16 protein-coding genes are annotated in these 20,801 nt (G+C 68.6%); 11 read left to right on the forward strand and 5 right to left on the reverse strand.

Going from position 1 to position 20,801, the window contains the following annotated elements; translation table 11 throughout:
* The first annotated feature begins 103 nt into the window (after positions 1-103).
* From Q8L83_RS07125 to Q8L83_RS07140, 4 genes are all read left to right on the forward strand, one after another.
* Positions 104-3,457, forward strand: coding sequence for a TonB-dependent receptor (locus tag Q8L83_RS07125; protein ID WP_305285628.1), 3,354 nt, complete (start codon positions 104-106; stop codon positions 3,455-3,457).
* A 155-nt stretch (positions 3,458-3,612) separates the two neighbouring features.
* A complete protein-coding gene (locus Q8L83_RS07130; RefSeq protein WP_305285629.1) occupies positions 3,613-4,617 on the forward strand; it encodes an agmatine deiminase family protein in 1,005 nt (334 codons plus the stop codon).
* Positions 4,617-5,495, forward strand: coding sequence for an N-carbamoylputrescine amidase (gene aguB, locus Q8L83_RS07135; RefSeq protein ID WP_305285630.1), 879 nt, complete (start codon positions 4,617-4,619; stop codon positions 5,493-5,495). Before Q8L83_RS07130 ends, aguB begins: the two co-directional genes overlap by 1 nt.
* A gap of 38 nt (positions 5,496-5,533) precedes the next feature.
* Positions 5,534-6,061, forward strand: a complete 528-nt coding sequence (locus Q8L83_RS07140; RefSeq protein WP_305285631.1) for a GNAT family N-acetyltransferase — start codon at positions 5,534-5,536, stop codon at positions 6,059-6,061.
* Here the strand turns inward: Q8L83_RS07140 and Q8L83_RS07145 are convergent.
* Positions 6,058-6,849, reverse strand: a complete 792-nt coding sequence (locus Q8L83_RS07145) for a phosphatase PAP2 family protein (RefSeq protein ID WP_305285632.1) — start codon at positions 6,847-6,849, stop codon at positions 6,058-6,060. The genes Q8L83_RS07140 and Q8L83_RS07145 overlap by 4 nt on opposite strands.
* Before the next feature lie 56 nt (positions 6,850-6,905).
* Complete coding sequence (locus Q8L83_RS07150) at positions 6,906-7,793, reverse strand: MaoC/PaaZ C-terminal domain-containing protein (RefSeq protein ID WP_305285633.1); 888 nt, start codon at positions 7,791-7,793, stop codon at positions 6,906-6,908.
* A gap of 198 nt (positions 7,794-7,991) precedes the next feature.
* On the opposite strand from Q8L83_RS07150, the gene Q8L83_RS07155 reads away from it, so the two are divergent.
* Positions 7,992-8,798 (forward strand): SapC family protein, encoded by an 807-nt coding sequence (locus Q8L83_RS07155; RefSeq protein WP_305285634.1) that lies wholly within the window; start codon positions 7,992-7,994, stop codon positions 8,796-8,798.
* A 40-nt stretch (positions 8,799-8,838) separates the two neighbouring features.
* Here Q8L83_RS07155 and Q8L83_RS07160 read toward each other — a convergent pair whose 3' ends face one another.
* Positions 8,839-9,231: an acyl dehydratase gene (locus tag Q8L83_RS07160; RefSeq protein ID WP_305285635.1), complete on the reverse strand. Its 393-nt coding sequence runs from the start codon at positions 9,229-9,231 to the stop codon at positions 8,839-8,841.
* Between the two features lie 150 nt (positions 9,232-9,381).
* On the opposite strand from Q8L83_RS07160, the gene Q8L83_RS07165 reads away from it, so the two are divergent.
* On the forward strand, positions 9,382-11,505 hold the full coding sequence (locus tag Q8L83_RS07165) for a protein-disulfide reductase DsbD family protein (protein WP_370868367.1): 2,124 nt from the start codon (positions 9,382-9,384) through the stop codon (positions 11,503-11,505).
* Between the two features lie 51 nt (positions 11,506-11,556).
* Complete coding sequence (locus Q8L83_RS07170) at positions 11,557-12,180, forward strand: redoxin domain-containing protein (RefSeq protein WP_305285636.1); 624 nt, start codon at positions 11,557-11,559, stop codon at positions 12,178-12,180.
* Positions 12,181-12,186: 6 nt separating this feature from the next.
* On the opposite strand, the gene Q8L83_RS07175 is transcribed toward Q8L83_RS07170, so the two are convergent.
* Positions 12,187-12,651: a hypothetical protein gene (locus Q8L83_RS07175; RefSeq protein WP_305285637.1), complete on the reverse strand. Its 465-nt coding sequence runs from the start codon at positions 12,649-12,651 to the stop codon at positions 12,187-12,189.
* Positions 12,652-12,812: 161 nt separating this feature from the next.
* On the opposite strand from Q8L83_RS07175, the gene pgi reads away from it, so the two are divergent.
* The 4 genes from pgi to hisG all read left to right on the forward strand — a co-directional run bounded on the left by pgi (position 12,813) and on the right by hisG (position 18,316).
* Positions 12,813-14,435, forward strand: a complete 1,623-nt coding sequence (gene pgi / locus Q8L83_RS07180; protein WP_305285638.1) for a glucose-6-phosphate isomerase — start codon at positions 12,813-12,815, stop codon at positions 14,433-14,435.
* Between the two features lie 295 nt (positions 14,436-14,730).
* Positions 14,731-16,212: a histidine--tRNA ligase gene (hisS, locus tag Q8L83_RS07185; RefSeq protein ID WP_305285639.1), complete on the forward strand. Its 1,482-nt coding sequence runs from the start codon at positions 14,731-14,733 to the stop codon at positions 16,210-16,212.
* The gene (locus Q8L83_RS07190; protein ID WP_305285640.1) at positions 16,212-17,354 is read left to right on the forward strand and encodes an ATP phosphoribosyltransferase regulatory subunit; all 1,143 of its coding nucleotides are present in this window, start codon (positions 16,212-16,214) and stop codon (positions 17,352-17,354) included. The genes hisS and Q8L83_RS07190 overlap by 1 nt, the downstream gene beginning before the upstream one ends.
* Positions 17,354-18,316: an ATP phosphoribosyltransferase gene (gene hisG / locus Q8L83_RS07195; protein ID WP_305285641.1), complete on the forward strand. Its 963-nt coding sequence runs from the start codon at positions 17,354-17,356 to the stop codon at positions 18,314-18,316. Before Q8L83_RS07190 ends, hisG begins: the two co-directional genes overlap by 1 nt.
* Positions 18,317-18,652: 336 nt before the next feature.
* Here the strand turns inward: hisG and Q8L83_RS07200 are convergent, their stop codons facing one another.
* Positions 18,653-20,749 (reverse strand): M13 family metallopeptidase, encoded by a 2,097-nt coding sequence (locus Q8L83_RS07200; RefSeq protein ID WP_305285642.1) that lies wholly within the window; start codon positions 20,747-20,749, stop codon positions 18,653-18,655.
* Between the last annotated feature and the right edge of the window lie 52 nt (positions 20,750-20,801).

Below are 20,801 nucleotides of genomic sequence, written 5' to 3' on the forward strand. Positions count from 1 at the left end.
ATCCATCACCAACAAGCCCGAAAGTTGCCTGTATAGACCGCCGGACTTCGGAGCGCTTGTGCGTTCGCCCGCTCCGATTCTCGACTGAGAGGGGAATCTCACAATGACGTCTATGAAGCGGCTCGCCAGCGGCGCGGCTCTTACGGCGCTCGTCTGCGCCATGAGCACCGCCGTCTACGCGCAGGAAACCACCGCGGCGATCCGCGGTGAAGTCATCACCGAGGCGGGGGCCCCGGTCGGAAACGCCACGGTCACCGTGGTGCACACGCCGTCCAACACTCGTTCGGTTACTTCAAGTAACGCCCAGGGCGTGTTTGACGCCCGCGGCCTGCGGGTCGGCGGTCCGTACACCGTCACGGTGGTGGCTCCGGGCTACGGCGAGCGCACCTCGGAAAACGTGTTCCTGACCCAGGGCGAAACGACCCGCCTGAATTTCGATCTTTTCTCGGAAGTGTCCGAACTCGTCGTCACCGCGACCCCGGGCGAAACCAGCACCGGCGTCCGCCGGGTGCTCGACGAGACCGATATCCAAAGCGTTGTCTCGGTCACCCGCGACATCCGCGATCTGGCCCGCCGCAGCCCGCTTGTGACCCAGAACACCCGCGGCGACGGCGGCATCTCGATCGCCGGCTCCAACCCGCGTAACAACCGCATCACCATCGACGGCGCCCAGGCCCAGGACGACTTCGGCCTGAACACCGGCGGCACGCCCACCCGTCGCGGCCCGATCTCGCTGGATGCGGTCGAGCAGTTCACCGTCGACGCGGTTCCGGTCGATGTCGAGAACGGCGACTTCTCCGGCGGCGCCCTCGACGTCGTGCTGAAGTCGGGCGGTAATGACTTCCACGGCAGTCTGTTCGTCAACTATCTGAATGACGGCATGGTCGGCCGCTCGATCCGAGGCAATGACATCCCCTCGCAGGTCAGCCAGAACAACTGGGGCGCCTTCCTCTCCGGCCCGATCTGGCAGGACCGCGTCTTCTTCGCCGCCTCCTACGAAATCTATGAGTCGACCGACACGACCTCCACCGGTCCAGAGGGCGCGGGCTTCGCCAACTCCGTGCGTGGCGTCAATCAGGCCCTGATCGACCAGGTCACCGGCATCTTTAACGCCAACTACGCCACCGAGTTTGACGTCGGCACGATCGCCCGCACCAAGCCGATCCTGGATGAGAAGTACTCGTTCAAGATCGACGCCAACCTGACCGACCGCCACCGTCTGGCCCTGACGGCGCGCTACGCCCTGTCGGAAGTTGTTCAGCGCACCAACATCACCACCTCCACCGCGGGTCTCGACTCCCAGTGGTACCTGACCGGTGAAGAGGACTATTCCTACACCGGCGAGCTGAACTCCGACTGGACCGACACCTTCTCCACCCAGCTGCGCGTCACCATGCGCGACTATGAGCGTCGTCAGTTGCCGCCCTCGGGCCAGGAGTTCTCCGACGTCCAGGTCTGCCTTGCGCCCACCAGCGGCGGTTCGGCCACCACCTGCGACCTCGCCGGTGCCGCGAACCCCTCGATCCTGCGGTTTGGCCCGGACGAATTCCGTCACGCCAATGAACTGGCCACTGACAACCTGACGGTACAGCTCAAGGGCGAATGGGCCCTGGGCGATCACCTGCTGAAGTTCGGCTTCTCCACCCAGGAGCAGGAGATCTTCAACATCTTCATCCCAACGCAGGATGGTCAGTACTACTTCGACTCCATCGCCGACTTCGCGGCCGGCCGGGCCAGCCGTCTGCGTTACACCGACGCCATCGGCAGCCTTACGACGACGGACGCCGCCGCGGCCCTGAAGTATCGCCTGAACTCGGTGTTCTTCCAGGACACCTACGACGTCACCCCGAACCTGACGGTCGCGGCCGGTCTGCGCTATGACTGGTACACCAACGACGACGCGCCGCCGCTGAACGTCAACTTCCTCGCCCGCAACGGCTATTCCAACCAAGCCACCTATGATGGCCGCAGCGTGATGATGCCGCGGGTCTCCATCGACTGGAGGGCCACCGATCGCCTGAAAATTCGCGTCGGCGGCGGGCTGTTCTCGGGCGGCGTGCCCGACGTGCTGGCCTCTAACTCCTACGGCGGCGGCGCGGGCTTCCTGACGTCGGGCGTGGACATCCAGCGTACCGCTACGGGCACCTTCATCGAGACGACCGGCACCCCGGGCTTCTCGCAGAGCATCGGCGCTTCGGCCCTGGACCTGTCCCGGACCAATCCGCAGACCTTCTATGACATCCCCGCTGCGGTTCGCGCCTTCCAGGGGGGCGGCTCAGCGTCTCCCACCACCGAAGTGGCCGCCTTCGCGCCGGGCTTCCAGTTCCCCTCGGACTGGAAGGTGTTCCTGAACGCTCAGTACGAGCTGTGGGACGGGTGGAACCTGGGTCTCGACGTGGTCGGCACCAAGGTGCGCAACGGCCTCTATGTCCGCGACACCCGCGCCAATCCGCTCATCGTGAACGGCGTCGCCCAGTTCACGCCGGACGGCCGCATCCGTTATGACGGCGTCGGCGGCACGGCGGCGCAACGGGCTGCGGCGGGCATCTCGTCGCAAAACCTGGGTTCGGCCCGCGACCTCGTCATCTTCAACACCGACGAGGGCGAGGGCCTGGTGGCCGCGGTCTCGCTTCAGAAGTCCTTCGACTTCGGCCTCGATGTTGTCGGTAGCTATACCTACCAGAACATCGACGACTTCTCGTCGTCCCTGCGGTTCAGCTCGACCCAGAGCTCGAGCTACCAGTCCCCGGCTGGCCAGGATCCGAACGAGCCGGCCTATGGCTCCTCGTACGAAGAGATCGAGCACAGCTTCAAGTTCCAGGCGAGCTATGCCCGCACGTTCCTGTGGGACCTGGAGACCCGCGCCACCCTGTTCGCCGAAAAGCGCTCCGGTCGCGGCACCACCTTCACCATGGGCGATCTGACCTCGGGCCGCGGTCCGGTGTTTGGCGTCAACCGCGGAACCAACCACCTGCTCTACGTGCCGGACATGTCGGGCAGCGGCGGGACGAGCGGCCTTGACTATGGCCTGGTGAGCTTTGCCGACGCCGCTACCCGGGACAACTTCATCCAAGCGGTGCAGCAGTTCGGCCTGCCGCAGGACCAGATCGTTCCCAAGGGCTACTATCAGAATGACGACATCCATATCGTCGATCTGCAGCTCAGCCAGGAACTGCCCGCCTATTTCTCTGGGCACAAGTTCCGGCTCGTCCTCGACTTCCAGAATGTTCTCAACATGCTGAACGACGAGTGGGGCATCGTTGAGGAGTACACCGACGTCAACAACCTGGTCAGCGTCAGCTGCGCCACCGCGGCCGGGGCCGCTGTGGCCGCTGGTGATCCGACCTGCGCCCGTTATCGCTACTCCAACTTCAACGCCAACGGGCTTCGCGAGAACATCGACAACAACGGCAAGTCGCTCTGGGCGATCCAGGTCGGTCTTCGCTACCAGTTCTGATCAGAGGGTTCTGACCAGACGGAAGGGGCGGCTCTCGGGCCGCCCCTTTTTTGTTGTGCCGCGATCCTGCGGCCATGCTTGACCTGCGGGCGGGGTGCGCCCATCTGCGCCGGTTCTGTATGATCGGCCGCGCAGCCGAACCTGGGGAAACGTCCATGAGCCTTGTCGTTCCAGCCGAATGGGCGCCGCATCGGGCCATGTGGCTGGGCTTTCCCAGCCACGAGGCGCTGTGGGGCGAGGACTACGCCCAGGCCCAGGCCGAGGCAGCCGCCCTGGCCCGCGCCATGGCCGGTCCGGGGCAGGAGACGGTGCGCCTGATGACCGGCTCGCCAGACGGCGAGGCCGCTGCCCGCCGGATGCTGGGCGACGTGGCGGGGATCGAGATCGTCGCCGGCGCCTTCGGCGATATCTGGCTGCGGGATACCGGTCCGATCTTCGCCCGCGACGGGGACGGCTTCAGCGCCCGGGGCTTCCGCTTCAATGGCTGGGGCGGCAAGTATGTCTATCCGCACGACGAGACCGTGGCCGGCCAGATCGCCGACCATGCCGGCGTGCCGCTGGCCGCCAACGACTTCATCCTGGAAGGCGGCGCCCTGGACCACGACGGTTTCGGCACGGTGCTGACCACCGGACAGTGCCTGCTGAACCCCAACCGCAATCCCGGCTGGAGCGCCGACGCCGCTGAGGCGGCGCTGGCCGAGGCGCTGGGGGTCCGCAAGACCCTCTGGCTGGGCGAAGGCCTGCAGAACGACCATACCGACGGCCATGTGGACAACCTCGCCCGCTTCGTCGCGCCGGGCGTTGTGGTCTGTCCGGTGGCTTTCGGGCGGGGCGATCCGAACATGGACGCCTATGACGACGCCGCGCGGCGCCTGGCCGGCATGGCCGACGCCCGCGGAGAGGCGCTGAAGGTGGTGCGCATTCCCTCGCCGGGCTGGATCGAAAGCGCCGACGGCGACTATGTGCCGGCCTCGCACATGAACTTCATCATCACCAATGGGGCGGTGATCGTGCCGACCTATGCGCAGCGTCCGGGCGAGATGGCCATCCAGGCCCTGGAGACCGTCTTCCCCGACCACAAGGTGATCGGCCTGCCCTCCGCCGCCATCCTCACCGGCGGCGGCTCCTTCCACTGCATCACCCAGCAGGAGCCCGCCTGATGGCCCGCATCATCAAGGTCGCCGCCATCCAGACCGCCTATGGCCTGGACCTGGACGCCAACATCAAGAAGACCGCCGATTTCATCCGCGAGGCCGCCGGCCAGGGCGCCCAGGTGGTCCTGCCGTCCGAGCTGTTCCAGGGGCCGTATTTCTGCGTCACCCAGGAGGAGCACTGGTTCGCCACCGCCCATCCCTGGCGCGAGCACCCTTGCGTCACCGCGCTGGCGCCGCTGGCGGCCGAGCTCGGGATCGTCCTGCCGATCTCGATCTATGAGCGCGAAGGCCCGCACTACTTCAACAGCGTGGTGCTGATCGACGCCGACGGCTCGCCCATGGGCGTCTATCGCAAGAGCCATATCCCCGACGGCCCAGGCTATCAGGAGAAGTACTATTTCCGCCCCGGCGACACCGGCTTCCGCGTCTGGGACACCCGGTTCGGCAAGGTCGGCGTCGGCATCTGCTGGGACCAGTGGTACCCCGAGGCCGCCCGGGCCATGGCCCTGATGGGCGCCGAGGTGCTGTTCTATCCGACCGCCATCGGCTCCGAGCCCCATGACGAGACCCTGGACACCGCCGCCCCCTGGCGGCGCGCCATGCAGGGACATGCAGTCTCCAACGTGATCCCGGTGGTGGGCGCAAACCGCACCGGCTTTGAGCCCTGGGAAAACTATCCCGGCGGCGGCCAGCGGTTCTACGGCTCGTCCTTCATCGCCGATCACCGCGGGGACTTGGTCGCCGAATTCGGCGCCAATGATGAGGGCGTGCTGGCGGCCGAGTTCGATCTGGATTTCCTGGCCACCCACCGCGCCGCCTGGGGCTTTTTCCGGGATCGCCGCACCGACCTCTACGGCGCCCTGGCCGGTCCTCGCCCGGTTTGACGCTTGGCGCCGGCCCGATCACAGGCCTAGGTTCGCCCATGATCGAGACCGAGCGGCTCATTCTGCGCCGATGGCGCGAGGACGACCGGCCGGCCTTCCGGGCGATCTGCGCCGATCCTCAGGTGATGGACTGGCTGGGCGGCGTGCTGACCCCGGACGAGGCCGACCAGCGGCTGACGCGGGTCGAGGAGACCTTCGATCGCCTGGGCTATGGTCGGTTCTGCCTCGAGCGTCGATCCGACGGCCGGGTGCTGGGCTGGTGCGGCGTCATGCCCGCTCATGAGAGCCAGCCTATCGCCGGCACGCCCGAGATCGGCTGGCGGCTGATCCCTGAGGTCTGGGACCAGGGCTACGCCACCGAAGCCGCCGCCGCGGCTCTGGCCGACGCCTTCGGGCGGGTGGGGCTGACGGAGGTCTGGGCCTATACCAGCCCGCACAATCTCCGCTCGCAGGCGGTCATGGTCCGGCTGCGCCTGGCGCGCCGCCCGGACCTCGACTTCGAGAACCCCAACCTTCCGCCGGGTGACCCCTTCAGGTCCGCCCGGGTCTGGGTGGCCAAGCCTTAGGCGTCGCAGCCCGAAGGCGGCGCCTTCAGCCGGGCCACCTCGCGGCGGGCCTTTTCCATGTCGGCGCGGAATTCGGGCTCTGCCCGCATGCGCGCGACCATGGCCGCAGCCAGGTCTCGGCCAGCTTCCACGTCGCTGGGATAGTGCATGCCGCAGATGACTCGCGACTCGCCCATCTCCTTGCCGGCCTCCAGCAGGGGGCCGGCCTTGTCGGGCGCCAGCTCCACCAGGATGAGCGCCCAGGCCCAGCCGGTCATGGAGTGGCCGGAAGGGTAGGAGGCGTTGATCTCCATCCAGGGGGCGCGGGGCACGCAGATCGGCTTGTCGTTGCCGATCAGCGGGCGCAGCCGGGCGTAGTGATCCTTGGCCGGTGTGCTGACCGTGCGGACGTCCTGCTCGGCCCGCTCCAGGATGTGGGCGGTGACCGGCGTGGAGTCAGGGCTGATGTCCAGGCCGGCGGCGCAGGCATAGCCCTTCAGCGCCTTGCCGCCCCAGAGGTCGGCGTCGGCGGCGGCCTTGGCCCAGCGGGCCGTGCCTTCCAGGGATCTGGTTTCTTCGAAGCGCTGGGCGTCGGCGCGGCCGCGGGGGCTGTCGGGCGCTGGCGGCGGACCGATGAGCGCCACGCCGTCGATGTCGGCCGCGGTCAGATAGCCGTCGATCTCCGGGGGGACGAAGTCAGGGCTGTTGGGTTCGGCGAGGGTGGTCGGCGCGTGGGCCGGGGCCGCGGCGCAGGCCGATAGTCCGGCGGCGAAGGCGAGGGCGGCCAAGGCGGGATGCATACGGATCATCGGCCCTCTCTAGAACGGCTCCCCGCGCGGGGGAACCGTTCCGAGCAGGGTTTGGCCTAACGAAGGACGGCCAGACCGTTTTTGATCACCGTGGCGTTGCGGTCCTTCACGCGCGCCTCAAAGCTGATCTCCTTGCCGTCCTTCCAGATGTCCACCGTGATGGTGTCACCGGGGAAGACCGGCGCCGAGAACCGGGCCTGGTGGCTCTTGATCTGGTCGGGATCGAAGTCGGTGACCGCCTGCAGGATGGCCCGGCAGGTGATGCCGTAGGTGCACAGACCGTGCAGGATCGGGCGCGGGAAGCCCGAGCGCTTGGCCGAGTCCGGGTCGGAGTGCAGGGGGTTGCGGTCGCCGTTCAGGCGATAGAGCAGGGCCTGATCCTCACGGGTGGTGAAATCCACCGACATGTCCGGCGCGCGCTCCGGCACCTTGTGCGGCTCGGGGGCGCCTTCGGTGGGGCCGCCGAAGCCGCCATCCCCACGGGCGAAGGTGGAGGAGGTCAGGGTGGCGACCTTTTCGCCGTTCTCATCGGTCCAGACCGATTCGTTGATGACGACCGCGCCCTTGTCCTTGCCCTTGTCATAGGCGCCGACCGTGCGGCCCTCGACGGTGAAGGTGCCCTTGGTGGGCAGAGGCTTGTGCAGCTCGACCTTCTGCTCGCCATGGACGACCATCAGGAAGTTGATCTGGCTGGGGCGGTGGCCCTCGGGCATCTGCGGGGCGGGGCCGGCATTGGCTGCGGCCCGGGCGCCGGCGGCGAGAACGGTGGCGGCGGTCGGAATGACCTTGAGATTCTTCTCGTAGACGAAGGGAAGCTCCGTCTCGTTCATCGGGTCCTGGCCCATGCCGACGCCCAGGGCGTAGAGCATCACGTCCTTGTCGCCATAGGTGAAGGTGCGCGGGGCGGTGCGCTGGTCGAGAATGTCGGGATAAAAGATAGGCATGTTGAAATCGTTCCTCCGGAGCCCGCTCAAGGATGGGGCTGCTCTTCTATGGGTCTGATTGAACCGGCACTGAGGCTGCGACGCAAGCATCCCTCCTGGGATTTGCCGCCCTTGCCGTGATCGGTTAGAAGCGCCCGACCGTTCCGCGCGGGTCCGCAAGGGGCTCCGTCGGACACCCGAATTCCTCGAAGGTTTCTTATGACCGAGACTACCGCTTCGGCCACGGGCCAGATCTCCGGCAACGTTCTCTTCTATTCCAATCCCGAGCCGCTCAACCCGACGACCCATAAGGGCATGGGCGTGAAGCGGATCGATGGCCCCTTCAGCTTCGCGGCCAAGCACAATCTGGTGCCGCTGACCGTGGCGGAATTCCAGCTGGCGGTGCTGAACGGCCCGATCATCTTCGTCGGCGAGGAAAAGACCCCGCTGCAGGTGATGGGCCTGAACCACGACGAGAACATCTTCGTCCTGCCCACCGGCCTGTTCGATGCGGGCGTCTATGTGCCGGCCTATGTGCGCCGCTATCCGTTCGTCTTCGCCAATGATTCCAAGGCGGGCCAGTCCATCCTCTGCGTGGACCGCAACGCGGCCTTCTTCGCCGAGAAGGACGCCGAGCTGCCCTTCTTCGACGAAAAGGGCGAGCCGACCGAGTACACCCAGAACTGCCTGACCTTCTGCAACAACTACGAGATGGAACGGCAGAAGACCCAGAACTTCGTGCAGCTGCTGAAGGCGCTGGACCTGTTCGAGTCCAAGGAGTCCTTCTACACCCCGGTGAACGAGGACGGCACGCCGGGCGAGCCCCAGAAGCTGGCGGATTATTTCGGCGTTTCCGAAGAGCGCCTGCGCGAGCTGCCGGCTGAGAAGTTCATGGATCTCCGCCAGTCGGGCGCCCTGAACCAGATCTATGCCCACCTGATCTCGCTGGCCCAGTGGGACCGTCTGGTCGCCCTGTCGATGAACCGCCAGATCCAGGCCCAGAACCTCCAGGCCGCCAACAGCTGAGACTGAACCCTTTTCCCCGATAGGCGCGGGTCCCTCGCGCCTATCGGGCGAAGATGCTGCGGGTCAGGCAGGAAAAGACCAGGCGTCCGGCCTCATCCAGCAGGTCGTGCTGGGCGATCACGATGCCCTTGCCTTCCCCCACCGGGTCCTTGCCCATCACCGTCATCCGCGCCCGCAAGAGCTCGCCGGCCGGCGGATTTCTCACCCATCGCAGGGCGTCCACCCCCAGCCGCTTGGTCTGGGGCCAGCCAGCCGCGGCCTGGCTGTCCAACCGCGCCCAGATGGCGAAGACCATGGTGTCGGGCGCGCCGCGCTCCAGCGTCCAGCCAGGCGTAAAGGCGGCGATGAAGGCCTCCAGAGCCTTGGCGTCCACGGCGGCGGCGCCGAGGGAGACCACCTGGCCGATCTCGATGTCGTCGAACGGTGCGGGCATTCTGGGCTCTCGTTACGGTGGGTGGCTGAAACCTTTGGCGACGCCGGTCCGTAGACCAGGCCAGGCCACAGGGTCTGGAATCGTGAATTTGCGGGCAAGGCCTATCTGACCCCATATAGCGGCAAGCCCCAAACAGGTTTGAGTTCAAGCATGATGCGTCGTCTCGCCGGTCTCCTGCTCGCCGCCCTGGCCGCGCCCCTGACCCTGGCCGCCGCCGCCCAGGCCGCGCCGGTGGACACCGGCCACCTGAAGGCCGAGCTGATCGCCCAGACCCAGGCCATTGCGCCCGGCCAGACGATCCAGGTCGCCCTGCGTCAGGAGATCGACAAGGGCTGGCATACCTATTGGCGCAATCCCGGCGATTCCGGCGAGGCGACCAAGATCGGCTGGACCCTGCCCGCGGGTTGGCAGGCTGGCGATTTTGTCTGGCAGCCGCCAGAGCCGCAGCCTGCCGGCCCGCTGGTCAACTACGGCTATTCCGGCGAGGTCATCCTGCCGATGACCCTGACCGCGCCGGCCGATGCGACGCCGGGCCAATCGGTGACCCTGCGCGCCGCCGCCGCCTTCCTGGTCTGCGAGGAGATCTGCATCCCCGAGGATGCGCTGCTCGAGCTCACCCTGCCGGTGCAGGCGCAGCCTGCCGAGCCGGCCGGCCGGTGGGCGCAACCGATCGCCCGCGCCCTGGAGGCGGCGCCCAAGCCGGCTGGCCTCACCGCAGCGTTCCAGAACGGCGATGACGGCCTGAAGCTCGCCGTGACCGGGGATGTGCTGGCCGGCGCCGACATGGCCGACAGCTACTTCTTTCCCTTCGACGGCGCGGTGATCGACCATGCCGCGCCCCAGGCCATCGAGCGGGGGCCCCAAGGCCTGACCCTCACCCTGACCCCCAGCTACGCCTTTCAGGGGCCTGAGCCGCCTCAGGTGATGGCCGGCGTGATCAGGGTGGGCGAGGCCTATTACGAGATCGAAGCCCAGGCCGGCCCGCTCCCGGCCGAAGCCGCGGGCCTCGGCGCCCCGGCGGCGCGGGCGAGCGGCGGCGGCGCAGGGCTCGGCCTTCCCCTGGCCCTGGTCTTCGCGGTTCTCGGCGGCCTGATCCTCAATCTGATGCCGTGTGTCTTCCCGATCCTGGCCATGAAGGCCGCCAGTCTGGCCGGCCATGCCCATGAACAGACCGCCGCGCGGCGACAGGGCCTAGCCTTCCTGGTCGGGGTCCTGGCCACCTTCATCGCCCTGGCGCTGGTGCTGATCATCGCCCAGGCGGCCGGCGCCGCCGTGGGGTGGGGCTTCCAGCTGCAGTCGCCGCCGGTGGTCGCCGCGCTGTGCCTGCTGATGCTGGCCGTGGCGCTCAATCTGTCGGGCGTGTTCGAGATCGGAACCTCCCTCCAGGGGGTGGGCTCCGGCCTCGCCGCCCGCGGCGGACTGGCCGGCGCCTTTTTCACCGGCGTCCTGGCGGTGGTGGTGGCGGCCCCCTGCACCGCGCCCTTCATGGCCCCGGCGCTCGGCTGGGCCCTGACTCAGAGCGCGCCGGCCGCCCTGCTGGTGTTCGCCGCCCTGGGCCTGGGCTTCGCCGCTCCCTTTGTCGCCGTAGCCTTCGCGCCGGGCCTGCTGGCGCGCCTGCCGCGCCCTGGCCCCTGGATGGACAACCTGCGCAAGGTGCTCGCCTTCCCCATGTACGGGGCCGCAGCCTGGCTGTTGTGGGTGCTCACCCTGCAGGTCGGCCCCATGGGCCTGGCCCGCCTTCTGGCCGCCGCGGTGGTGCTGGCCCTGGCCGCTTGGCTCTATGGCCTGTCTCAGGGGCGCTCGGGCGTAGCGCTCAAGGGGGGCGCCGCCGTCCTGGCGCTCGCGGCCGTGGCTGCGGCGCTCATCCCGGCCTACCAGGCCTCGGCTCCCGCGGGCGAGGCCAGCGGCGCCGTGGCCGAGCTGCCCTATGAGCCCTACAGCGCGCAGCGCCTGGCCGAACTGCGGGCTCAGGGCTCGCCGGTGTTTGTCAATTTCACCGCCGCCTGGTGCGTCACCTGTCAGGTGAACGAGCAGGTCGCCCTGGCGCGGCAAGGGGTCGCCGATGCGTTGGCCGAGACCGGGACCGTCTATCTGAAGGGCGACTGGACCCGGAAGGACGAGGTGATCGCCGCCGAGCTGGCCCGTCATGGCCGGGCCGGGGTGCCCCTGTACCTGATCTATGACGATGCGGGCGCCGATCCGGTTATCCTGCCCCAGATCCTCACCGAGGGTGCGGTCGTGCGCGCCCTGAAAGCTGCTGCATCCGCCGGCTGATGCGTGCGTAAACTAGAGTGTTGCCGGCCTATTCCCCAGAAGGAGACGCCCATGACGACCTCGAAGATTTCCCGCCGTCCCGTCCTGCTCGGCCTGACCGTCGCCGCCGCCATGATCGCTGCGCCGGCCCTGGCCGCGCCGGCCATTGGAAAACCGGCGCCGGCCTTCACGGCGGCGGACTCCACCGGCAAGTCACGCAGCCTGTCGGAGTTCAAGGGCAAGACCGTGGTCCTCGAATGGACCAATGACGGCTGCCCCTATGTCCAGAAGCACTACAACGCCGGCGCCATGCAGGGCTTGCAGAAGAGCGCCGCCGCAGACGGGGTGGTCTGGCTGACCCTCATCTCATCTGCGCCGGGCAAGCAGGGCTACAAGACCGCCGCCCAGGCCAACGCCTGGAAGACCGAGAGCGGGGCTGCGCCCGCCGCCATTCTGCTCGACCCCAAGGGCGATGTGGGCCGCGCCTACGCCGCCAAGACCACGCCGCACATGTACGTGGTCAATCCCGCCGGAACGCTGGTCTATATGGGCGGCATCGACGACAAGAACAGCGCCGACGCCGCGACCCTCAAGGGCGCCAAGAACTATGTCGTCGCCGCGCTGGCCGACATGAAGGCCGGCCGCGCCGTGGCCCAGCCGGTGTCGGCCCCCTATGGCTGCAGCGTGAAGTACTAGAAGGCGTCAGACGCTCCCGTCGGGCGCCAGGCCAGACGCCGGCCCCGGCGGGGCGAGCAGCACCTCGACATTGTCGTTGAGCAGATAGATCAGCTCGCGAAGGGCGGTATCCCGGGCCGGCTTGTCGGCGGCCAGTTGCAGAGCCGCCAGCTTGACCGGCAGGTCCTCGGAAATGCCCCGCAGGATGCAGGCCAAGTCCCCGTCCACGCCGCGGTCGCGCACGATCTGCTGACCCTTAGCGTCCAGGGCCGCCAGGTCGGCGACGCCGGTCTTGAATGCTTCGGTCGCCGAGGCCTCGGTCTCGCGCATGACCTCGGCCTGGGCCTTCAGGTCCTGAGCGCGGGCGACGATGTCGGCGAACAGGGGCTCAAGGGCCGTGGCCGGCGCCGGCGTCGGGGCGTTCGGCTGGGCCGGCGCAGGGGCCGCAGCCATCCAGAGCAGGGTCGTGGCGGCGAGGGCGGCGCAGGACATGGATCTGACCTCAGGACACAGATTGAGCGCGTCACCCAGGCAAGATCGTCCTGGGAACGAAGACGGGATGGTCTGCTTTTGCTAACCGGGTTCGGCCCGGTTCGTACAGGCAGGATTGGACTTGCCATCCTGCGCGGGGCCGCTTGAACGGGGGATGAATCATGTCCGATCTGGACGCCGCCTGGCGCCGTCTGCGCGCCGCAGGAGCCGCCGCCGCCGCGCGCTCGATTTCCGGCCTGTTCGAGGCCGAACCCGATCGCCTGGATCGCCTGAGCCTGCAGGCCGCAGGCCTGTATCTGGACCTCTCGAAACAGCCCTGGTCGGCCAAGGATCTGGCCCTGGCCCTCGACCTTGCGCAGGCCGCCGGGGTCGAGGCGGCCCGGGAGCGTCTGTTCGCCGGCGAGACGGCCAACCCCTCCGAGGGCCGCGCGGCCCTGCACATGGCCCTGCGCGCGCCCCGCGGCGCGGACTTCGCCGCCCAGGGCGAACCGGTGTCGCGCGAGGTGGAGGCGACCCGCGAGGCCATGGCCGCGTTCGCGCGCGCCATCCGCAGCGGCGAGCGGGCCGGCGCAGACGGCCGGCGGTTCAAGGCCATCGTCCATATCGGCATCGGCGGTTCGGATTTCGGCCCCCGCCTGGTGTGGGAGGCGTTGCGCGCTCCCGATCCCGACATCGAGCTCAGGTTCATCGCCAATGTGGACCCGGCCGACAGCGCCCAGGCCCTCTCGGGGCTCGATCCTGCAGAGACCCTGGTGGTGGTGGTCTCCAAGACCTTCACCACCCAGGAGACCATGGCCAACGCCCTGATCGCCCGGGACTGGCTGCGCAACGCGCTGGGGACGGACGGCGACGCCCACCTGGTGGCGGTCTCTGCCGCGCCGGACGTGGCCAAGGGCTTCGGCGTGCGGGGCGATCAGATCTTCGGCTTCCGCGACTGGGTGGGCGGGCGTTACTCGGTCTGGTCTTCGGTGGGCCTGTCCTGCGCCATCGCCCTCGGCCCCGACGTCTTCGAGGCCCTGCTGGCCGGCGGGGCGGCCATGGACGATCATTTCCGCCTGGCGCCGCTGGCGTCCAATGCGCCGGTGCTGCTGGCCCTGGCCCACGTCTTCAATCGCAACGCCATGGATCGCCCGGTGCGCGCCGTGGTGCCCTATGCGCAACGCCTGCGGCTGCTGCCCAATTTCCTCCAGCAGCTGGAGATGGAATCCAACGGCAAGCGGACGCGCACCGACGGCCGGCCCGTGACCCAGGCGACGGCCGCGGCGGTGTTCGGCGACGCCGGCACCAACGTGCAGCACGCCTTCTTCCAGCTCATGCATCAGGGCAGCGACGTGATCCCGGCCGACATCCTGGCCGTGGCCCAGAGCGCCGACGGCCATCCCGCCTCCCAGACCAAGCTGCTGGCCAATGCGCTGGCCCAGGCCGAGGCCCTGATGGTCGGCCGCAGCGAGGCGGAGGTTCGCCGCTCCCTGGCGAAGGACGGACTGTCGGCGGGCGAGATCGACATCCTTGCGCCCCAGAAGACCTTCCCCGGCGACCGGCCCACCAGCTTCCTGCTGATGGAGGCGCTGACGCCGGAGGCCCTGGGGGCGCTGATCGCCCTCTATGAGCACAAGACCTTCGTCGAGGGCGTGCTGTGGGGCATCAACAGCTTCGACCAGTGGGGCGTGGAGCTGGGCAAAACCCTGGCCGGCCATATCCTGAAGGATCTGGAGGGCGAGGCGCCCGGCGCGCATGACCCCTCCACCACAGCCCTGATCGCGCGGTTGCGGGACGGCGCCTGAAGGCTGGCCTTGGGCGTGCGCCTCGGCTATAGGGCCGCCCATGACCTTCGTCGCGCCCCATCACGGCCACCCCCACCATCCGATCTCCTGCGGGATCGGGCGGGGTTGCGCGGCCTAGGATCAGGCAGACGACCACGGCTCGAGCCCCCGCAGCGGACGGGGCTCGCCGCTTGCACATCCCCGTCCGTCGCGCCCATGACCTCCGGAGCGACGTATGACCTTTGAAACGCCTTCCAACTTCGCCAGAGCCCGCCGCGTTCTTGTCGCGTCCGGCTCCTTGATTTAAGCGCGCGCCATGACCGACGAGACCGCCCCCATCCGCCCGGAGGCGCGCAGCCCGCGCGGCTTCATGGACCGCCGCGCCCGCGACCTTGTGGCCGAGCGCCAGATCCTCGCCGCCGTCTCGGCGGTGTATGAGCGCTACGGGTTCGAGGCCCTGGACACTGGCGCCTTCGAATATGCCGATGCGCTCGGCAAGTTCCTGCCCGACGCCGACCGTCCCAATGAGGGCGTCTTCGCCCTGCAGGACGACGATGAGCAGTGGATGGCCCTGCGCTATGACCTCACGGCGCCGCTCGCCCGCTTCGCGGCCCAGAATTGGGAGACTCTGCCCAAGCCGTTCCGGCGCTATGCTTTCGGGCCGGTCTGGCGCAACGAGAAGCCCGGCCCCGGCCGCTTCCGCGAATTCACCCAGTGCGACGCCGACACCGTCGGCTCGGCCCGGCCCGAGGCCGACGCCGAGATCATCGCCATGGCCGCCGAAGGCCTGGCCGCCGCCGGTCTGCCGGCCGGCACGGCGGTGATCCGCATCAACAACCGCAAGCTGCTCAACGGCCTGCTGGCTACCGCCGGCGTCAGCGACGAGCGCCAGAAGCTGGGCGTGCTGCGGGCGGTGGACAAGCTCGACCGCCTGGGTCCGGATGGCGTCCGCCTGTTGCTGGGCGAGGGTCGCAAGGACGAGTCCGGCGCCTTCACCAAGGGCGCAGGCCTGAACGCAGCGGCCGCCGAAGCCGTGCTCGCCTTCACCGCCGCAGGCGCCGCTGGCGGGGATAGGTCCAGCGTGCTGTCCCGTCTCGCCGACATCATCGGCGGCTCCGCCGAGGGCGACGCGGGCCTGGCGGAACTGGCGGCCATCGACGGCGCGCTGAAGAGCCTGGGGGTCACCGAGGACCAGGCGGTCTTCGAGCCGGCCATCGTCCGCGGCCTGGAATACTATACCGGCGCCGTGTTCGAGGCCGAACTGCTGCTGGAGACTACGGACGAGAAGGGTCATCCGGTCCGCTTCGGCTCCATCGGCGGCGGGGGGCGCTATGACGACCTGGTGGCGCGGTTCACCGGCCAGGTCGTGCCGGCCACGGGCTTTTCCTTCGGGGTGTCCCGCCTGGCCTCGGCCCTGCGTGCGGCGGGCCGGGACATGGCCGCCGACGTCCGTGGACCGGTGGTGGTCATCGCCTTCAGCCATGACGACATGGCCCACTATTTCGCCGCCGTCGGCGAGCTGCGGGCCGCGGGCATCGCCGCGGAAGTCTATCTGGGATCCTCAGGCATGAAGGCCCAGATGAAATATGCCGACCGACGCCTGGCGCCGGCCGCGGTCATCCTGGGTGGCGACGAGATCGCCGCCGGGACCGTGACCATCAAGGATCTCGACCTCGGGCGTGAACTGGCCGCCGGGATCACCGACAACAGCCAGTGGCGCGGCGAGCGTCCGGGCCAGATCAGCTGTCCGCGGGGCGAGCTGGTGGCCACGGTGGCCAAGATCGTGAGGGGCGCCTGATGCGGGTGGAGCCGACCCTGCCGCCGGCCGTCCTGGCCGCCATCCGCGCGCCGTTCGAGACGGTGGGCGCGAGCCTGGCCGACGTGCCCCTGGTCCAGCCCCTGAACCTGATCCTCGACCTGGCGGGCGAGGGTCTGCGGGCGCGGCTGTTCGTGGTCCAGGCCGAGGGCGGCGCGGAATCCTGCCTTCGCCCGGACTTCACGGCGCCTGTGGCCCGCAGCCATGTGGAGAGCGGGGCCGCCGAAGGGCGATATTTCTATCAGGGCAAGGCCTTCCGGGCCGCGCCTGAGCATACCGGCCGCTCGGAGGAGTTCCTGCAACTGGGGCTCGAGCGCTTCGACGCGCACGCCTCCGACGCCGTCGCCGCGGACGCCGAGGTGGCGGCGCTGGCCTGGCGCGCGGCGATCGCCGGAGGACGTCGGGACCTGGAGCTCTGGCTTGGGGATGCGTCCCTGTTTGCGGCCTTTGTCGACAGTCTCGACCTTGCGCCAGCCCTGGCCGCCCGCCTGATCCGGATCGCCAAGCGCCCGCGCCTGCTCCAGGCCGAGCTGGCGCGCGCCGGACAAGCGGCGGTCGAAGCCGGGACCGACGGCGGTCTGGCCGACCTGCTGGCGGACCTGCCCGGCGAGGGGGCCGGGAACCTGCTCCGCGAGGTCTGGGCCCTGGCCGGCATTGCGCCGGTGGGCGGCCGGGGTCCGGCGGAGATCGCCGAGCGGCTGGTGGCCAAGGCCCAGGCGCGCCGGGCGCCGGCCCTGACCGTCGATCAGGCCGCAGCCGTCGCAGATTTCCTGGCCATTTTCGACCGGCCCGAGGCGGCTCTGGACCAGGCGCGCCGCCTGGCTGGGGCTCAGGCGTCCGCCCTGGACGCTGCGATCGCCGCCTGGTCGAGCCGTCTCGCCAAGCTCGCCGCTGAAGGCGTTCCGCAAGATGTCCTGAGGTTCACGCCGGGCCTCGGCCACGCCTTCGACTATTATGACGGCCTGACCTTCGAGGTGCGCAGCGCGGCCCTGGGCGCGGACCGGCCGGTGGCGGCGGGCGGGCGCTATGACGGGCTGCTGGCCCGGCTCGGCGGGAGCGATGGCGGCCGCGCCGTCGGCTGCATGGTCCGGCCCTGGCGGGCCTTCGCCCAGGGAGAAGCCTGATGGACGCTCCGTTGATCATCGCCGTGCCGTCCAAGGGGCGGCTGAAGGAACAGGTCGAGGACTGGCTCGCCGACTGCGCGCTGAAGCTCGAGGCCGAGGGCGGCGCCCGGGGCTATATGGCCAGCCTCAAAGGGCTCGAGGGCGCGCAGGTCCGCCTGCTGTCGGCCGGCGACATCGCCGAGGCCATCGATGCTGGCGAGGCCCATCTGGGGGTGACGGGCGAGGACCTGATGCGCGAGCGTCCGGGCGACCTGGCCGCCCGCGCCCTGCTGCTGCGTCCCCTGGGCTTTGGCCGCGCCGACCTGGTGGTGGCCACGCCCAAGAGCTGGCTCGATGTCGAGACCATGGGCGACCTGGAAGAGGTGGCGCACGACATCCTGGCCCGCACCGGCCGGCGAATGCGGGTGGCCACCAAATACATTCTGCAGACCCGCGCCTTCTTCGCCCGCCACGGCCTGGTCGACTACCGGATCGTGGAATCGGGCGGCGCCACCGAGGGCGCGCCGGCGGCCGGGGCCGCCGAACTGGTGGTCGATATCACCACCACCGGGGCCACGCTGGAGGCCAATGGTCTGAAGGTGCTGAGCGACGGCGTGATCCTGAAAAGTCAGGCGCATCTGGCCGCCAGCCTGCGGGCCGACTGGTCGGGCTTCCACCTCCAGGTGGCTGAGCAGCTCCTGCGCCAGGTGGAGGCGCGGGCGAATGCGCGGGCCAGCGCCACCCTGACTTGGCCCGAGGCCGAGATCGGGCCCGCCGCCCAGGGCGTCATTGACGGCCTGATGTCGCGGGGGGCGTCGCGCCGGCCCAACGGCCTGTTGGCCCCCTCCGGCGTCGTGGCTGAGGCGGGTCAGGCGCTATCAACGGCCGGACTGGGGCCTGTTGCCGCCGCGCAACCGGACTTCGTGTTTGCAACGACGTCACCCGGCATGGACCTGCTGAAGTCCATCCTGGCCAAAAACTGACGAATGAGTCAAAAATATCGGGATTGTGAGGGCGATTGGCCGAAATCCCGGAAATCCGAAGGGAAATTCCGCCTGTCCGCCGATTTGGTTGATTGACTCGGACCTGAAATTGCCGTTTTCTCACTTGGCGAGAGACAAGACGGCGACTTAAGTCCTGAAGTCTCCGGCGTTTCGGGGAGGAAACGCCCTTCTAAAATGAGCGGCAGCTCACAATAAGAACAGGCCCGTTGCGATTATCCCCCGCAGCGGGCCATTTCTTTTTGGTCGAAACCCAAAAATTGACTCAAGAGATAAAAATCGGGGCGGGCCGATCCGGCCGCGCCCCGACTCATGGGGTCACCAGATTCGGACGCGGTCCTCAGGCGCCACATGCATGGCGTCCTCCGGCGCAACGTCGAAGGCGTCGTACCAGGCGTCGATATTGGCGACGGGCACATTGACCCGATAATGCGGCGGCGAGTGGGGCCCTGACACCAGCTGGCGCCGAAGGGCGTCCTCCCGATACTTGCCCCGCCACACCTGCGCCCAGCCCAGGAACACCCGCTGGTCGCCGGTGAAGCCGTCGATGACCGGCGCAGGCTTGCCGTCCAGGGACAGGTGGTAGGCGTCGAGGCCAAGCAGCAGGCCGCCGAGGTCGGCGATGTTCTCGCCCATGCTCAACTGCCCGTTGATCGGCAGGCCGGGGATCGGCTCGATCGCCGAGTACTGGGCGCCTAGCTTCTCGGCCTGGACGTTGAACTTGGCCGCGTCCTCGGCCGTCCACCAGTCGGTCAGCCTGCCGTCGCCGTCCGACTTGCGTCCCTGATCGTCGAAGCCATGGGTGATCTCGTGGCCGATCACGCCGCCAATACCGCCATAATTGATCGCCGGATCGGCGTCGGGGTCGAAGAAGGGCGGCTGCAGGATGGCGGCCGGGAACACGATCTGGTTCTTCGTCGGGCTGTAATAGGCGTTCACGGTCGGGGGCGTCATGCCCCATTCCTTGTCGTCCACCGGCTCATCGAGGCGGTTCACGCGATAGGCCCATTCGAAGGCCGCGGCCCGCTGCACATTGCCGTACAGATCGTCGGCCGCGATCGTCAGGGACGAATAGTCCCGCCATTCCTCGGGATAGCCGATCTTGACCGTGAACTTGGACAGCTTCTCCAGGGCCTTGGTCTTGGTCTCGTCGCCCATCCAGGTCAGGCCCTTGATGCGCGTCTCCATGGCGCTCTTGATGTCGCCCACCAGGGCTTCCATCTTGGCCTTGCTCTCCGGCGGGAAGTACTCGGCCACATAGAGCTTGCCGAGCGCTTCGCCGGCATAGGTGTCGACCATGCTGACGCCGCGCTTCCAGCGGGGCCGCTGCTCCGGCTGGCCCGACAAGGTCTTTTCGCGGAAGCCGTGATAGGCCGCGACGAAGGGCTCCGACAGATAGGGCGCAGCCTGATCGGTCAGGGTGTAGGCCGCCCAGGCCCTCTGAACCTCGACCGGGGTTTCGGCGAAGATGGCGGCGATCTTCGGGAAGGCGGTGTTTTCCGAGGCCACCACCCGCTCGGCCGCTGTCAGGTCGGCGCCTTCGATGAAGGCGTCCCAGGGGAAGTCCGGCGCATAGGCCTTCAACTCGGCCAGGGTGTAGGGATTGTAGGTCTTGTCGTCGTCGCGACGATCGGCCCGGGTCCAGGAGACCTCGGCGATCTTCGTCTCCATCTCGACGATGGCCTTGGCGTTGGCCTCAGGCTCGGTCCAGCCGGCCAGGCGGAGAAGCTCGGCCACATAGAGCTCGTACTGCGCCTTCTGGGCGGCGAAGTTCTCGGTCAGATAATAGTCGCGGTCGGGCATGCCGAGGCCGGCCTGGCCGAGATAGACCGTGTAGCGGTCCGGATCCTTGGCGTCGTCATAGACATAGGCGCCGAAGATCGAGCCGCCGAAGCCCTTCATGGTCTCGCCCATCAGGCGGGCCAGGTCCTGTTTCGTGGTGGCGGCGCGCACCCGGGCGAGGTCGTCGGCGAGCGGCGCGGCGCCTTTGGCGTCCACGGCGGCCTGATCCATGAAGCTCTTGTAGAAGGCGCCGATCAGGGCCTCGTCGCCGCTGGCGCCGCCGCCCGCGGCCGAGGCGTCCAGCACCGCGCGCATGCGGTTGACCGACAGCTCGTTCAGCGCGTCGAACGTGCCGTAGCGCGAGCGATCCGACGGGATTTCCAGGGCGTCCACATAGGCGCCGTTGACGTGGTTGAAGAAGTCTTCGCCCGGGCGGACAGCGGGGTTCATGCCCGTCTGGTCAAAACCCCATGCGCCCATGCGCTGGGCCTGAGAGACATCGACGGCCGCGCCGGCCTCGGCGGTGGGCGCAGCGCTGAAAATGTGGAGGGGGCGGAAATCGGAAGCGGTCGCCGGCGCTGCAGCGCTGAGGAGGGCGGCCGCCGCAGCGGCGCCGAACCAGAGGGTCTTCATGTGGAAATATCAGCCTCTTTGGGGTCTGGGATGGGCGAACCATGCCCCGCCC

It is taken from the genome of Phenylobacterium sp. (genome assembly GCF_030680185.1).
Classification (GTDB): domain Bacteria; phylum Pseudomonadota; class Alphaproteobacteria; order Caulobacterales; family Caulobacteraceae; genus Phenylobacterium.

Bases quoted from the DNA above. Each gene is read 5' to 3' on its own strand.
- Q8L83_RS07125 (WP_305285628.1), top strand. From the start codon at position 104: ATGACGTCTATGAAGCGGCTCGCCAGCGGCGCGGCTCTTACGGCGCTC.
- Q8L83_RS07130 (WP_305285629.1), top strand. From the start codon at position 3,613: ATGAGCCTTGTCGTTCCAGCCGAATGGGCGCCGCATCGGGCCATGTGG.
- aguB (WP_305285630.1), top strand. From the start codon at position 4,617: ATGGCCCGCATCATCAAGGTCGCCGCCATCCAGACCGCCTATGGCCTG.
- Q8L83_RS07140 (WP_305285631.1), top strand. From the start codon at position 5,534: ATGATCGAGACCGAGCGGCTCATTCTGCGCCGATGGCGCGAGGACGAC.
- Q8L83_RS07145 (WP_305285632.1), bottom strand. From the start codon at position 6,849: ATGATCCGTATGCATCCCGCCTTGGCCGCCCTCGCCTTCGCCGCCGGA.
- Q8L83_RS07150 (WP_305285633.1), bottom strand. From the start codon at position 7,793: ATGCCTATCTTTTATCCCGACATTCTCGACCAGCGCACCGCCCCGCGC.
- Q8L83_RS07155 (WP_305285634.1), top strand. From the start codon at position 7,992: ATGACCGAGACTACCGCTTCGGCCACGGGCCAGATCTCCGGCAACGTT.
- Q8L83_RS07160 (WP_305285635.1), bottom strand. From the start codon at position 9,231: ATGCCCGCACCGTTCGACGACATCGAGATCGGCCAGGTGGTCTCCCTC.
- Q8L83_RS07165 (WP_370868367.1), top strand. From the start codon at position 9,382: ATGATGCGTCGTCTCGCCGGTCTCCTGCTCGCCGCCCTGGCCGCGCCC.
- Q8L83_RS07170 (WP_305285636.1), top strand. From the start codon at position 11,557: ATGACGACCTCGAAGATTTCCCGCCGTCCCGTCCTGCTCGGCCTGACC.
- Q8L83_RS07175 (WP_305285637.1), bottom strand. From the start codon at position 12,651: ATGTCCTGCGCCGCCCTCGCCGCCACGACCCTGCTCTGGATGGCTGCG.
- pgi (WP_305285638.1), top strand. From the start codon at position 12,813: ATGTCCGATCTGGACGCCGCCTGGCGCCGTCTGCGCGCCGCAGGAGCC.
- hisS (WP_305285639.1), top strand. From the start codon at position 14,731: ATGACCGACGAGACCGCCCCCATCCGCCCGGAGGCGCGCAGCCCGCGC.
- Q8L83_RS07190 (WP_305285640.1), top strand. From the start codon at position 16,212: ATGCGGGTGGAGCCGACCCTGCCGCCGGCCGTCCTGGCCGCCATCCGC.
- hisG (WP_305285641.1), top strand. From the start codon at position 17,354: ATGGACGCTCCGTTGATCATCGCCGTGCCGTCCAAGGGGCGGCTGAAG.
- Q8L83_RS07200 (WP_305285642.1), bottom strand. From the start codon at position 20,749: ATGAAGACCCTCTGGTTCGGCGCCGCTGCGGCGGCCGCCCTCCTCAGC.